At 51.8% G+C, this 14,812-nt stretch carries 12 protein-coding genes; 1 reads left to right on the top strand and 11 read right to left on the bottom strand.

Annotated features, from left to right (window positions below; all coding sequences use genetic code 11):
- On the bottom strand, window positions 1-1,472 hold a 1,472-nt coding region (locus tag H5U02_05010), incomplete at its 3' end, for an AMP-binding protein (GenBank protein MBC7341794.1).
- A 301-nt stretch (window positions 1,473-1,773) separates the two neighbouring features.
- On the opposite strand from H5U02_05010, the gene H5U02_05005 reads away from it, so the two are divergent.
- Entirely contained in the window at window positions 1,774-2,385 is a 612-nt protein-coding gene (locus H5U02_05005; GenBank protein ID MBC7341793.1) for a TetR/AcrR family transcriptional regulator, read from the top strand.
- Between the two features lie 849 nt (window positions 2,386-3,234).
- On the opposite strand, the gene H5U02_05000 is transcribed toward H5U02_05005, so the two are convergent.
- The 10 genes from H5U02_05000 to H5U02_04955 all read right to left on the bottom strand — a co-directional run bounded on the left by H5U02_05000 (window position 3,235) and on the right by H5U02_04955 (window position 14,621).
- Window positions 3,235-3,780 (bottom strand): hypothetical protein, encoded by a 546-nt coding sequence (locus H5U02_05000; protein ID MBC7341792.1) that lies wholly within the window; start codon window positions 3,778-3,780, stop codon window positions 3,235-3,237.
- Window positions 3,781-3,878: 98 nt separating this feature from the next.
- Entirely contained in the window at window positions 3,879-4,874 is a 996-nt protein-coding gene (locus H5U02_04995; GenBank protein ID MBC7341791.1) for a hypothetical protein, read from the bottom strand.
- A 713-nt stretch (window positions 4,875-5,587) separates the two neighbouring features.
- Window positions 5,588-6,406: a hypothetical protein gene (locus H5U02_04990; protein MBC7341790.1), complete on the bottom strand. Its 819-nt coding sequence runs from the start codon at window positions 6,404-6,406 to the stop codon at window positions 5,588-5,590.
- Window positions 6,407-7,167: 761 nt separating this feature from the next.
- Window positions 7,168-7,602 carry a hypothetical protein gene (locus H5U02_04985; GenBank protein MBC7341789.1) on the bottom strand — a complete coding sequence of 145 codons (435 nt, stop codon included), beginning with the start codon at window positions 7,600-7,602 and terminating at the stop codon, window positions 7,168-7,170.
- 847 nt (window positions 7,603-8,449) lie between these two features.
- Window positions 8,450-9,859, bottom strand: coding sequence for a hypothetical protein (locus tag H5U02_04980; GenBank protein ID MBC7341788.1), 1,410 nt, complete (start codon window positions 9,857-9,859; stop codon window positions 8,450-8,452).
- A gap of 401 nt (window positions 9,860-10,260) precedes the next feature.
- Window positions 10,261-10,467, bottom strand: a complete 207-nt coding sequence (locus H5U02_04975; protein ID MBC7341787.1) for a hypothetical protein — start codon at window positions 10,465-10,467, stop codon at window positions 10,261-10,263.
- Window positions 10,468-10,705: 238 nt separating this feature from the next.
- A complete protein-coding gene (locus H5U02_04970) occupies window positions 10,706-11,335 on the bottom strand; it encodes a hypothetical protein (protein ID MBC7341786.1) in 630 nt (209 codons plus the stop codon).
- 328 nt (window positions 11,336-11,663) lie between these two features.
- Complete coding sequence (locus H5U02_04965; protein ID MBC7341785.1) at window positions 11,664-12,236, bottom strand: hypothetical protein; 573 nt, start codon at window positions 12,234-12,236, stop codon at window positions 11,664-11,666.
- Between the two features lie 52 nt (window positions 12,237-12,288).
- Window positions 12,289-13,092: a helix-turn-helix domain-containing protein gene (locus H5U02_04960; GenBank protein MBC7341784.1), complete on the bottom strand. Its 804-nt coding sequence runs from the start codon at window positions 13,090-13,092 to the stop codon at window positions 12,289-12,291.
- 701 nt (window positions 13,093-13,793) lie between these two features.
- Window positions 13,794-14,621: a hypothetical protein gene (locus tag H5U02_04955; protein MBC7341783.1), complete on the bottom strand. Its 828-nt coding sequence runs from the start codon at window positions 14,619-14,621 to the stop codon at window positions 13,794-13,796.
- Between the last annotated feature and the right edge of the window lie 191 nt (window positions 14,622-14,812).

Below are 14,812 nucleotides of genomic sequence, written 5' to 3'. Positions count from 1 at the left end.
TCCAGATACCTTGGTACCTTAAAGTGGGCCAGTTTTTTTCTCGCAAACTCCAATATATCCTCAGGCGGAACTGTCTCCCTGTTCTCTCCTTCCTTCAAGACGATGTACGCCTTTACCTCTTCGCCTCGGAGCTCGTCAGGGACCGGCACAACGGCAGCAGCCTTTACCTTATCGTGCTGAACCAGTACCTCCTCGACCTCAATTGCGGAAATGTTTTCTCCGCTCCGCCGGACCATGTCTTTGAGCCGTCCCGCCCAGTGAAAATAGCCTTTTGGATCCCTATAGGCCAGGTCGCCGGTGTGAAACCAACCTCCCCGCATAACCATAGCTGTCTCATCGGGCTTATTCCAGTAGCCCAACATCATGGGCTCGCCCCGGATTACAAGTTCACCTATCTCCCCATCGGGGACGTCCTTGCCCTCAGCATCCACCACCCTCGCTTCCTTGGTCCTGACCGGCTTGCCCATGGCGCCACTGCCGACCGAATCCTGGTCATCTATGGGAACCAATAGGTCTACCCCTGTCTCGGTCATCCCGAAGGCCTCCCGCCATGGGACATTCCACCGTTCCTCAAAAATGCGGTGAAATTTCGGGTGGATGCCCGAGCAGATCACCACCCGAAGGCGGTGGTTTTTTTCTAAGTCCGGGTTCCCCTCCTGCTTAAGCAGGTAAAACGGCATGGTCCCAAGCAGGTAGAAGAAGGTAACATTGTTGTCTTTTACTGTCTGCCAGAATCTGGAGGGGGAAAACCTGGGCATGATCACCAACGGGATGCCTCCAATAAGGCATAGTATGGTGTTCCACTGGGGGTCCATGTAATAAAAAGGCTGAGCAGTAAGATTGACATCGTCCGGCCTAATTTTGGCGTACTCGCTGGCGAGCTGGCCAAGTAACAGCCAGTAGCGGTGAGTCAGCATGCAGCCTTTAGGAAAGCCAGTCGTGCCCGAAGTATACTGGATGTTAACAAGGTCACCCTCAGAAACATCAGCAACAGTAAACTCATCTGAGGCACCGCTTATAATCTCGCTGTAAGTTGGGTATATTCCCGCAGAGTCTCCCAGCACCACTACTTCCCTAAGGTTTTTGACCTTACTCCTAACCTTGTCGAGAACCGAAAGGTAATCCTGGTGTATTACCATAAACGACGCCTGTGAGTCAGCAAGAACATACTGCAGGTCATGCTCCTGATAGCCTACGTTGGTGGGAACCATTACTGCCCCAAGCTTTGCCAGGGCAAGCCATACAACCGGGAAATCAAAGCCATTCGGGAGCATTACGCTGACTCTATCGCCTTTCTTCACTCCTAAGCCTCTCAAAGCGTTAGCAGTCCGGTTGACTTTTCGGTTTGTCTCAGTAAATGACATGCGTTCACTTCCGTAAATGAAGAGCGGCTTATCACCATTGCTTTCCGCGGCTTCTTCCAAAAGCTCCCCAATGCTTTTCCATTTGAGATCAACAACACTTTTCTCCATAGCCATCCTCCTTGGTTTCTTAGAGTTCAGACGAAAGATTAGAGACAGATACGGTTTTTGGAAGCTTGTCTGAGATAGACGGATCTTTTGTATGCAAAAACAACAATCTATAAGCAGAACATTTGTGCAGACACAGATGAGTGTGATTCTTCTCCTATCTCGTAAGAGTGGCAATAATCTAACTATGATATTACGTCAATCTTGATTCAATGTCAAGTATTAAGAATGGGTTAGGAAGTCTTGGCATACATTCCAGTTTTGTTGTAAGGTTATTTTAGACTCGGAAATTGGAGGTTGGGCTGTGAAAAAAGCAGCACCGGAAAAGGGACTCAGGGAATTAAAGGCAGCTCAGACACAGAGCAAAATCTTGAAAGCAGCCAAAGAAGTTCTACTCGCAAGCGGATACAAGAACACCACCATTGCGTTAATAAGCAAAAAGGCCAAGGTTGGCTACGGAACCGTTTACAATTACTTCGGGAATAAGGAAAACCTCTTCATGCAGGTAGTGTACAGCCTTCTAGAAGAACTCAACAAAATTCTTTACATTAATTATTCGCCATCCACCATAGACGAAGTCTTTAGCACCGTTTACACCCAAATTCATGATGTGCTGCAGTTTGCTTCCCGAAATAAGGCTATGTTGCGAATCGTATGGGAAGCTATAGGCCAATCGAATACTATCGCTAACCAATGGCGCAACTCTGTTAACGCATATATAGAAAGGGTGGTCGAGGACATAACCTACTCGCAAAACCACGGACTTGCAAGACCGCTTGATAAATACATTATCGCCAAGGGAATAGTCTATCTAGTTCTGGCATTTTTTTGGGACATAGTCCTTGAGAACGAGGTAGATATCGCCAGGATCGCAGATAACATTTCCAGGTTATATTTATACGGCTTATATGACTAGCGAGCTATATCAAATAGTTGCAGCTGCCGAAACAGTAAATAGGTTCAGCCACACGCTGGCCAAGTTAGCAACATGCCACGGTACAATACCGCCGTAGACAACCAGTACTACTGCGGTTCCCGAGACTGCAAGACATGGGTTCACCCTGAAGCAGAGAGGCAGCAACAACAAACACGGCCAGCAACCCGAGCTTGAATATAATAGCTGCAGCAAGACTGTGGTTAAGGAGCATGCGAACTAGCGGGTTCTCTTCCACCAGCAGACCTGCTTTTAAGCCATACAGAGTGAGAGCAAGATCAGCAATATACATTTATTACAAAAAGCAGGAGAAAGCTCATGTAAATAATAGCCTGCCGTCTCCCGCATCTCTAGACGATTCTGAGGCGTTCCAAGCGTTGCGCCTTTCCTGCCATACCTTTCTTCGGACTAAGCAATTAATATAGAATAAATGCCGATCTCTGTCCTTGGACCTGCTCTGTCGGCTGCTTTTCCACCGTGTTCCTAGTCTAGGCGTAACGCTACTGACGCTACTCCATTTTCCTCGATACTGGTAGCTTCTCCTCAGTATACAAGACCTGGAAAGTGGATCAGATTTATAATAGCAAAACCGGCCCTTCTGGTCAGTCCAATAATATCCTAAGTAGAATCGTAGCGCCTAGTGGAATCACTTTGATGATATTGATCCAGGCCATAATGGCAGAGAACTACTTTAACGAATACTAACCGGTGCTGGTCTTGCTTTCCATCCCGTCCTTCCACCACCCCGTGTAAGATGCCTCCTGAGTTGCTTGCTGGGCATCTTCCAAGCCCACATGCAAGACACTACAGGGGATCGGTTTTCCGATTACATCAATTGGCATTACCTGTAAGAACCTCAACAAGATATTCTGCCCGGTGAGCCTCACCGTACTGCTCCTCTACAAGGCCGGCAACGACCATCCTCACCATCAGCCAGCTTTTGCGAGAATCAAAGACCGATGCGATTTTCCTCATGATTGCATCCAGCTCCCCTTGATCCACCCGCCTGGCTCTTTTTCTGATGTATTCCTCAATCAACCCTCTATCCGTAAAATTGGCGCACCTGTCGAACTCCCGCTCTATGAATAAATCGATGCTACCTGGATCCCACGCAGGCCTTACCAGCCTGAGCAGTTCCACCAAAGCGGACCGTACGTCAAAATCCCGGCCTTCGCGTTCTGCCCGAAACGTCTCCGCACCGCATGCACGCGCATAGGCACGCATTGCAGGGTAATGTACGCGCCGCCACGGTCTTCCTTTGTAGAAATACCACAGATGGGCCTTCCACAAAACCGCAGGCGCTACCGCCATCCACCACCAAGGAGAATTGTATACTGCAAGCAGGATAAAGACTACGAGAGCCATCCACCCAAGCATGGGCTCATCTCCGTATGGCAATTCAAAAGCATGAGGACACCTACCCCAGGCTGGCATCCTGACCCTAGCCCGTTCCAAAACCACCCTCGCAGTTTAACTTAGACATGACCCAATAATTCCTGCAAGGCTCCTCGCGCGTTGAGAAGGTTCTCTTCCTCACCAGCGCAGTAGGTGCTACTTGCGACCATCATCGAGGTCTCAAGCTGATTCTGTACTCGCAGTCGTCCTTTCAAAAACAGCAAGCTGGATGTCGTGACTGCTGCCGCCAGCTTTAACAGGTAACCCCGATTAGTTTTTTGCTTCTCCGTCAGGTAACGAAGGAAAGCGATGGCAGCAGTCGGCGCATAGTAAGCGATGTCCCCCGAGCGCAGAAAACCGATGCCCTTGGGTTTGCATGTAAACCTCAGGCAATTTCTCTTGTTGTCCAGGCTGGCAAGAAACCTGACGCGCCCCGGGTGGCCAGGGTACTCGCAGAGTTCAACTGCCCCAAAACCTGCGGCCACAACGCGATCGCAAAGCATATCAAAAAGCACGTCACACTTCTCAGCACGTAAAGCAGGAGCAAAAATATTAGCTTTTCTAGCAACTCCGACCCCCTCAGCAATATTTGCTATTTCCTGTCCCGCGTCCAGTAAGAGGACTGCAAGCGCGTTGCCGATATCATCTCTGACGCCGAAATTTACCAGTTGGCGGCAAACAAAACATGCAAGCAGGAGTATTTCTCCAAATCCCTTTTCGCCAAAAAGACCTTCTTGATTCCAGAAAGACCCGCGAACCAGTACGGACGCCTGGTCCTCATATTTGGGCAGGTAGCGGAGCTCCTTGAAGAGATCTGATCTACTTAAAATCTCCCGGATCCATTGTTCGCTTGCCCCATGGGTATCTTTCGAATAGAAATGAATCTCCAATTCCATTTTTGATACCACCTTGTAGTCGGTGACGTATTCCGCCCCATCTGTGTAGTGAAAGCAACGGTTCCTGTCTGCATCACAGATATTCCTCGTGAATTTGGAGATGGCCGCTCTTCTGAATAAGGTAATGTCGAATAATTCAACAAGTGCAGACAATTTTCCTTCGACGCAAAGCAGAAACAAACCCGGGACACTTCCCTTGCGCCGCAAAAGACATAAAGCTCCAACCAAGATTGGCCGGAGATACCAGAATAGCAGTCCAAGCTGGGCATCGCTTTTAGAGGATATCGAGGGGTCCTTTCCCGTACTCTTTCATTTCGATACGAATGCTGTCGAGCTACCGGGACAGCCTCGGGGGATTACACACGCTGCACGGCTCATAGCCCATGCGATCGGCCTGTACTAGCATCAGTGGAATACAGCTCTTGGAGAGGTATCGACATCCGGCCCTGTGGTATTTGTGGCCCGTCCTCGTAATATAAACCTGGAGGCTCTGCCACTTGGCAGAAGTCTTTGGGACGAAGGCGGACCAAGGCACCATATTGCCAAATGGTCCAGCTGGTCCTGTCCTTGTTGCTGACGGCCATGCGGCAGCAAAGACCACAAGGCATACAGTCAAAACCGCAACCCAGCGTTTAAGTTTTGATCTGTCTTTCAGCAAGGTATAGACTATCAGACCCAGTGATACTGTGCCAACCCAAAAGGCGAGCACAAAGAGAGCTTCCGAAATTAATATCATAGCACTGACCCTGCCTGTATCGAAGCGATTGGAGATTTTACAACTGACCGGCGTTAGCTGCCCAGCTTTTCTACCAACGCCAAGCATATGATGTTAGAGCACCAAGCGAGATGGTTCACTATGCATCAGCTGCGGTAGTATTCCCAGCACGATCGGTTCACTCCCGGATCTCAGCCAACTTCTCCAGCAGTTCCAGCTCCTTGTTTGTTGTCTTTAAGGCCTCGGCTAATTCTTCATTGTCCCCCACCCAGTAAGCGGACAGCGCCGACAGCTCCCTCTTTAAGACCTCGATTCTTGCGCGGATCCTACCCAGCCTCTCTACGGGGGAAAGCCAGGCACATTCTTCACAAACCTCACCGCAAATATCTTCTTCTCCCGGTCCAATCTCCAGCCTGCGCTCAACCAAGCTGATTTCTCGCAATAGAGAATAGCGGCTCCAAAAATCCTGGTTAAGAGTTCTTGTGTATAAGAGATAAATCGGCTGCAATGAGGCCAAGTGGCTCTTCCCGCAAAACGCGCAACCCTGAGTAGTTGGTGCAGCTATAAAAGGAGCCAGCCAGTACTTCTCGCCAGTGACGAGGTCAAAGCGGTTCAGGTACTGAGAAGCGTTGCCTGCAGTACCCAGCTCGTTAATGTACCAGGTTGTCTCGGAGCATCTGTACACTGTCAGACCTGCCTTCTCCCCAAACGATGCCAATTCTGCGGCGATCTGGGCGGGAAGCACCAGGACAGCAAGGACAGAGCCACAAATCAGTATCACATCTGTTTCCTCATCCCCAGTCATCCACCTTGAGTTAAAGTTAAACACCCTGATTCCAGGCCCCTTGTCACTATCGTTGCCAGCTGAGTACTCGATCTGGCAGCGCTTCCCTGTTCCACTAATGCGCAGGACGCCACCACCCCTGTCTGGTATCGCCCCGATCCTCCTTGCCACCCTGACCTTCGCAGCAGTCTCAACGAGGCCATGCCCGTTCATGCAACCACCTCCGAGTTATTGCCGCTCAACGATCCTCCCTCAATTTTCAGTAGTTCAGGCTCTTCTGCTTTTTCAGTTTCGATCTCCTTATACACCTGCCCAATTAATCTAATCTTACCACACCAATACGACACCAAGTGTCGTTATGCCCTAGACCCACGAAAGCGAAACACCGCTTCTTTCGAGCTCAAGCTGGACGTTCGCTAAGTCAAAGCTGACGGAGTACATTAGGTTGCACCAGCAACATGATACAGCAAACACCATCGCATGCAGCCACTACGCCACGGTTTTCGTTACTGCCAGCGCAGGGTTTGCCTGGAGGCAAAGAGAGGTAGCAAGAACGAACACCACCAGGAGCGCAGGCTTAAACATCAAGGACTGGCAGTAAGGCCGCAGTTATTATATTGCAAGCAGGGCAAAGACTTCGAAAGCTACCCACCCAGGCATGTACTCGTTTCCGTTCGGCAATCTAAAAGGACAAAACGCCAGAGACTATACTTTGCCCCCATACTGGCATCCTAATCTCAGACCATTCCAGAACTGCCGTTACAGTTTTACTTCAACTGGCAGGCTACGCTTCCGGTGTCCTGATGAAATATTCAGTTGCCAATAACATGTTGTCGTCGCCAGAACCGGAACCTTGTGACAGGCCGCAATTTAGCTCGTCACTGATGCAAACGATGGCCAGAGAAACCACGGCCCAACGCATGACGTTTTGCTACTCTACCTTTTATCTCTTCCTTATGCTTGGTAGGCCCCGGCTAACCAAAGAACCCTTTCTTGATTCCAATAAACCTGCGCATCTGAGGCTGGTCAGACGCTGAATAGGCATAACTCAAGGTAACAATTTGAAAGATATTGAACAACAGTTCTTGGGATGACTCGGAGAGCCTATTATGTTGGTCAACAGCTATTAGGTCGTCAATAGGTAACTTGTTCCGCGCTTCTTCCTCAATTAGCTGAAAAGCTGCATCGCAGCTTAAGTCCCAGAAAGCCTTGTTATAGGCGTAAGTGTTCATATGGTCAATAAATTCTTCCATAAAAGGTTGGAGTTTCGGCGGCAGGAGGCCAATTGTTCCTAGACAACCATGCAGCAGTTCCTTGGTTTTTTGTTTCTTGATATGGTGCTCAACCAAAGCTTTGTATGGCCGCCCGCGGACTCCATCAAGGAATTCGTAAAGGTTAATCTTGTCCATCTTTTGCCTCCGAATTCTTTTGTCGACTGTTCACTTTCTCGCTCCTTTATTAGCTGAAAAGTGCCTCGGTTATGTTTTTTCATCAGGAGCGGCTGCTCAAAATACCATCCAGTTTGCCCGGCTATCCAGGCAAGCCTAATTGCTAACTCCCACGCCTTGATAGAGACTACTTCAGCTTTACTACCCCATTCTGCGGGTCTAGAAAGAAAAACTGGACATCCGTCACCAGGTGACCGTACCTTGCCAACCAATCCTCAGGTACACGTTTGTCATTGCCAAAAACAAGGAACCTGATCTTGCTGTCTCTCTTCTCCAACAGCCAAGGCCAGGAGATGACTTTCACCCCTTCAGGGCATCAGGCAAGTTCCATCCCGATGCTTCGGATATTCCCTCTCAGTACCATTTTCTGCTTGAGTGGTACCGAGAGTGGGCGGACACTGGTCCTCGAGAAACGGAATGGCCTTGTCGCGCCGTTGGGCCACGGGGGAAGAAACAGAAGGTGCTGTCGCCCATTTTCCCCAGGTCAGAGATGAGGCTGGTGGCCCACCATTATCAACAGTTAGCGGAGCCCAGGAATTTGAAGCGCGGGCGCGCAAGGCAATGAGTGAATTTTTCGGTGTCGAGTTGAACCTGGGAACGTGTTCGAACGTGCCGAAGGAGTTCGATATGGTGGTTCTCGTAGTGGAGCAGAGCGCAGCCAATCCACACTTCATCTGCTACCTTGATCGAAATACCCAACTCGATCCCTCCCTTATTATTCCCTCAGTAAAAAGGCCATCGCCGTCACATACCCTATCAGCAAGGCTAGGAGACTCGCTGGGAAGAGTGCCCACCTCGCCTCCACCTCTTAAGATCGAATGTCAGGTTGGTGGGATTTAGGCCACTTCCTCAGCAGAGCCAACGTTCTAGGCTCCTTGCGGCAAATACCGAGTACGTCCAGAAGTGCCAGAAACTGCCGCTTGTTGACTTTTTCGCCGCTCAGAAGGTAATGGTAGAGTATCTCCAGGGCCTCTACCGCGGCCCTTCTGGCCAGCTCCCGTGCTCCCCAGGACAGCTTCGGATCAATCTCTTGGGGTGGGTCCCCGTGTACCAACTGGGACCTGGTAGTGTAAATTGTTTTGACCGCCTCGAGCTGGCCTTCATCCAATCCCAGCAGTGTCCCCAAGCGGGTGCGAAGCCGTCGAGCGCTCCCTGGTTCCGAGTCTCCCAACAGGGCGTCCAGCGCCAAGACGTGGTTGACCACCTGATCTACCTCTCCCGCTCTCTCGGCATCAAGGGTGGCAGCCTTGACGAGATATGGCAGTACTCGTTTAGGAAGAAACCCGTTTGTCTCCTCATATTTCTCCAGGGCTGAGAGTTTATGATCGTAGTCTGCAAGAGCGGTGACATCTTCACACGTAAACCACTCCGGACCTTCCTCAACCACATACCCTTCCTCGTCAAAAAGATCGGGCAGAACCCCCGGGGTGGGAGGGGTAGGCGACTCAAACAGGTTGTCCGAAACCTCAATCACGGGCCCGAGAGGAAAACCCGGCCACCAGCCTGCCACTTCTCTTTCGGTGCGCCAGTTCAGGAGTACCAGCCGGCCCAGGGCTCTTGCCACAGTAGGGGTAAAATGCAAAACTCCGCTTTTGTTGGAAATAAGATAATTGATATAATCCAATATCCCTAGCCCAGGTGGTGACGCTTTACCTTCTTCTACCTCTAACCAGACGGCCTGACTGAGGCGGTCAATTGTTGCCGGATCGACGGCTGTATGCGGGAAGAAAACCCGCCGGACCCGGTTGTTGATCCGCTCCTCCAATTCAGGTGCCTCAAACGTGCGCAGGCGGAACCACCCGGCTTCCACCGGGAGTTTTATGTTTGCACTCACCCAAGGGAGGCAGATAAGGTAACGAGTATGGATCGTACGCGGACGGGAAAGGTTCTCGTCCAGCAGACCTGTTAGTTTCTTATGGATGTCAGGCTGGCGACACGCAGCATGAAGGTCGAAGTAGGCTCCACTGAGCTTCAAGAAATCGGCTACTGCAAGGCTGGATGGCGTTACCCTGCACTTATCGCCGTTCAAGGCTTTTACGAGTTGCTCAAACTCGGGAGAGGCTTCAGTTCGGGCCGCTACCACTGGGGCCAGGTTATCGATCCAGGTATTTAAGACTACACCGGGGTGCAGTGGTACCTGTTGTTGTAAGTTTTTGTATTCTTCACTGATCCGCTCAAGGCATTTCTCAAAAGCGGCGGTAACAGCTTCTGACAGCATCCTAACCACCCCAGAAGAGATCGTTAAAATAAAGGTCCGGCATACCATGACACGTCACCGGGAGGCCGAAACGGCCTTTGGTCGTGACATCCGTCACGAATCAGTCTTTAGCTGAGTAATGAGTTTAGAACAAAGACTTGTTTCTTAAGCCGGCATGAGGCGACCGCAGTGCTGTCACCGGGAACCAGAGGCACAGATGCCTCGCTATTATGTGGAAATTTCGACAGAAACTAGGAAAGTCCTTCGGAATAATGCTCCAGAACGGCTGCTTTGTCCCAGGCTCGAACACCTAGCTAAGGCCGGCTTTACAAATCAGCCTCATCGAAAGCGTCCTTCCTGGCCTTGACAGCTGGCTTTACGCACTGTGTTGGAAGGGACAAGGATGCTAAGATCCGCTTTGCCTAGCGGGGCAACCTATATCTTATGACAAGGCTGGCGCCGGCACCTTTTGGAGGTTCACTGACAATGACGTCTCCCGGTTTAATATTCCGGCGCATTACCTGGCAGCATACCGGCATCCGGTGGCCGGGGCCAGGGTAGCCGCCCACCAGGCGGTGAAGATCACCCGACCTAACCTCAACAAAATCCCCTTCGGAGCGCCCAAAGATCTGGTCAAGGGCAGCCTGGAAATCCTCCGCAACCGGTGACTGCCCGGGCCGTGGTACAGGGAAACTCTTCTCTGGCTTTTGCTCGACATACCTGACTGCAGAAGATGGTAAGTCAGCGTCCAGTTTTGGCTTGGCTTCCTCGGGTTCACGAGCGCCTGCCGCTTCTATTTCTTCATATCCCAGCTGTATCCCCCTGTAGCTCAGCTCACCCGCGACAGCCATCCCAGGGTAGTCTTTCTCAAACTCGGCGGAAGCAAAGTCGCGAAAACACTCCCCCCAGTCCGCGCAGTATGGCTGTGACGCCCCGGCCCTCTGCGCGGTAAAAGCATCCTGCCTGCTCCGGCTCCAGGCCGCGCTCCAGGGCCTTGCGCAGCCCGGCGGTGAAGAAGTAGCGGTACTTGGCTCCTGCTCCCGACCAAGAAGGCGTGCCGGCAAAAAAGCCGTACACCCGGCCGGGCTCTAGCCTCAGGCAAACCTCGGCGATCATGTCTGCCAGCCCCTGGTTAAGCCAGTAGGTGGCAACCTGCCCTTCCATCTTGGCGTCATACTTCCTTGCCAGCTCAAAGGCGTCCAGTATCCCGTAGCCGGCGGAGATAATAAAGAGGCGGAGCATACCGGAACGGATTAGGCGCTCTGCCGTCTCTTTAAGTCCCGGTACCGAGTAGAAATGCCCGGCGTAAAGGTGGAGGGCGGGAACCGAACCCGACCCGCTGTCTATGCAGTCTTCCATCCCGCGGCGGGCGGTCTCCAGCTTCGCCCATAGATGTTGCAGCTCCGGAGGCGGCCACTGGTACGGCGGGTCAACAAAGCGCCCGCAATCCCTTTTCTCACTGCAGCATGGAACAAAACATACGACTGGAACGACCATACACGATACCCCCCTAGATGGTGTAAATTTGCGGCCTCAGGCGGTCACCGCGTTGGAGACGAAGGCTATACTTCTTGGAAGACGCAAAACTCCGCCACGACGCATTCCGCTGCCCGCGCACAGCGGCTTTCTCCGTCTGTTGCCGAGCAACCGTTCCGGCTCAGGAGCCAGAGCGGCTCGTCCAGGGCAAGAGGGTATATCTCCGGCCTGTCCAGAGCGCGGCATATCACAAACCACTTCTGAACCATTTCCTCTCTCTGCGCAGGCACACTGGGGCGCTGGTTGCTGTGATAGACTATCCGAAGGGTAGCTCTGGCCGTGTGCACGTCTACAGGCAGCGGAACGTCCTGTATGTTCCTGAGATCGATTCCGGCCACATCCTTAAGAATCCGCAGCCAGAAAGGCAGGATCTTTCCGCCGGTGAGAGCCCGGGCAGATCCCCGAGCCTTTTTCCGCGACCGTGGATCAGCCGGGCGTCGTAACCGTACTCCTCCAGGAGACCGACGGGGCTTCCGCCGTAACGGTGGGCGAAAGTGCGGCAGAGGCGCCAGACGTACCAGGCGTTGTTATTCGGATAGCGCCCGGTGAACCCGTGAGCGGACATCGCTCCATAGACATCCTCAACGTCATGCCGGGCCACTTGGGTCATGTCAAACAGCCACCTAGTTTCGGGATCCAGGTACGTTTCCACCGCCGCCTGCCACAGGCGGTCGGCATCGGTCTGATAATCCAGAGCCGCTGCGATCGTCAGCACATTAACCCGATCTTTTAACGGAACCCGGCTGAGGTGAAAGTATTCAGGCATGTCTTCCCTTTTCTTCCCGAGCACGCCCGACCCACTGTAAAAGGCCTCAAAAAGCCGCGCTGCCTGAGGAAATGCGCATAAACCAACCGGTGCCACGGATTACCCTCCCCGTATACTCCATCTGGGCCGCGGAGCCCGCAGCCGCAGCCTATTCAGGCTTTCCGGCACCGATCTTCTTGCCGTCTTTGCCCAAAGTTTTCAGCTTCGACATGGCTTCTATGACTTTGGCCTTTGCCCGTTCGGAGAATCCTTCCCGGAATACCTCCTGCGCACTATGGATGTACAGGGCCAGCTTCTCCTTCACCTTCTTATCATTGCACTCTGAAGCAAGTGCATCCACGAGAAAGCGGAGAAGCTTCTCCCCAACCATGACGCTGTTACCCAAAAAATCATACCAGCCATCGAAGTCAGAATCCGGGTCGCCAAGGCCCAATTCACCCGCCTCTATCCGGGCCACAGCGGTTTGCGATACACCTGCTGCTATGGCAAGCTGCCTTTGCGATATTTGGGCATACTCCCGCAGTATCCTGACCGGGCTTTCCGCAGGATCGTCTAAGCAATCTCTGAGCACTTCCACTATTTCGTCGGTCAGCGGTTGGGGGCCAAAATAATCTTCGTACGCTCCCCGGCGCAGCGCCTCGGCCACGAATTCTTTCATTTTCTCAGCGAACCTTTCCGCTAATTCCCTGGCCACTGCCCGATTGAACTCAATCTGCTGCCGCAACAGCTCATTCTTGTCCAGATCCGACCATTCGGACAGCTTGGTAAACAGTTCATCTACTTTACCTCGAATTTCCGCATCTTCTTCAATAGCCACTACGCCGGCCTCGAGGCCAGCCACAATCGATGGGTGCACGTCAGCAGCAGCAGCAAGCTCCCGCTGGGTGATGCCTGCCTGTTTCCTCAGCCTCAGAACCGGACTTTCAATGCCCGCCTTTTGTACCTCAACCACTCCACTATCCTCCCCAGCCTCAAAACTCCGCCCGGTTACCTGTTCACCGGAAAGTGCTTCCATTCTTGATTATATTCAGCCAAATGCTGATGTCAAGTATGATTTTGATGCAGAGTTGAATTTGACTTATAAGTCTGCCTTAACCAGTGTGGTATCCGAAGTGGGAGGAACTCTCTACCGGGAAGACGCAATTACCTGAAACATAGGGCGCAGGACGAAATCCCCGCGCCTTTTCCCCATTCACCCCAGTAAAGCCAGACGGGCCAACGCTCTGAACGGACGCGGCCAGAGTACTCCCTTGCAGCGCCCGCAAGACTTATGCTTCCCTTCCCCGCTACCCTGGCTCCGTTGGCCGGTATCATAGGTACCGTGTACCAGACTGTGGTATCAACGTTGTGCGGCCCCCGGCACAATGGCACTGAGCAGGGTGGAGGCGAGCACCAGGTGAGACGGAGACCATTTTGGCCCGGGCCCTGGCGTACTACGTAAACTAGCACTTCTCTGCCGTAGGCGTTGGCTGGAGGATGATCCATGAGCTGATCTGTACCCAAAGGGATCAAAATTCGGTGCCTCCCCCTCTCTCAAAAGTCGTAAACCTTTCCGGCTCAACGCTCTGATTGCCAGCAAACCACATTTGTTTCGGGTCAACGCTCGCTGTTGCTCAAAAAGCTTATACTGCTTGCTTACCATCTCGGGGGCAATCAGTACCCACAGACCCAGTTCACTTTATCCCTCAGGCTCGTATCACAGTAATGTTGTAGTGAAAACCGCCTCAAATCCAACTCATAAACTGTGTCAGTTACTGCAAGATTTATAGCATAGTTTGCAAGTAATTTGCGAGTACTCTCAACCCTAGGGACACGCCTCAAGCCGGCTAATTCCGTAAGTCGGGTCGGAACTTCACTTGCTTTCCAGTACAATGCCTGCACCTCAAGCAGTTCGGAATTACCTAAACCGCGCCAGTTACAGAAATGTTTGTTGTAGGAACAGCCTATGTTGAGAGGGCAGCTAGGGCACTTCGGTTGTCGTGGTGTACAGACAAGCGCTCCCAAATCTAGCAAACCCCAGTTATACTCTTTCGCACGCTGTCTTGGTACCAACGCAGCTGCAAGCAACCAGTAGATCCTCGTTCTTATAGGGTTTGAGGTATTACCTGAAACTCCAAAAAAGCGCCCCAGCAACCTGGCCACGTTAACGTCTACAATCGGTGCTGGCTGATTTAGATAAAAGCACCTTGTCGCATTAGCTATGTAGGGCCCCACGTGAGGAATTTCCAAAAGTTGATCTACCCCCGATGGCAGCCTGCCACTGTGCCTAGTATTCAAGAAGTTTACAATTTGTTCGACCGCAATTAAGCGCTGTTTGTATAACCCGAGCGGCCTTAACGCTACGCGTAGTTCTCCCGGGCACTGTCTCAAGGTCGAAAATGTTTTTAAGTTAGTAACTAAGTTCAAATAAGCTTTGCTGACTTGCTCGGCCGTCGTCTTCCGGAGTAATAATTCCGTAAGCAGTCCTATTACAGGCTCCACGTCATGCCGCCACGGAAATGCACGACCATTTGACTGGAACCAACGTAGTACCAATTGCTGGAAATCTGATACTGTCACACCTTCACGCCCCATGTTAGCTTTCTGCAAACAAGATTTCATTTTTTGCCGGCACCTGACCCTCCGGGCACCGATAGCCGATTTACACTAACCTTAACCATCGTGAAATAAGT

It is taken from the genome of Clostridia bacterium, from assembly GCA_014360065.1.
Classification (GTDB): domain Bacteria; phylum Bacillota; class DSM-521; order Neomoorellales; family JACIYF01; genus JACIYF01.
Note: the sequence above shows the minus strand (reverse complement) of the source record. Positions and strands in the feature narration are given on the sequence as shown.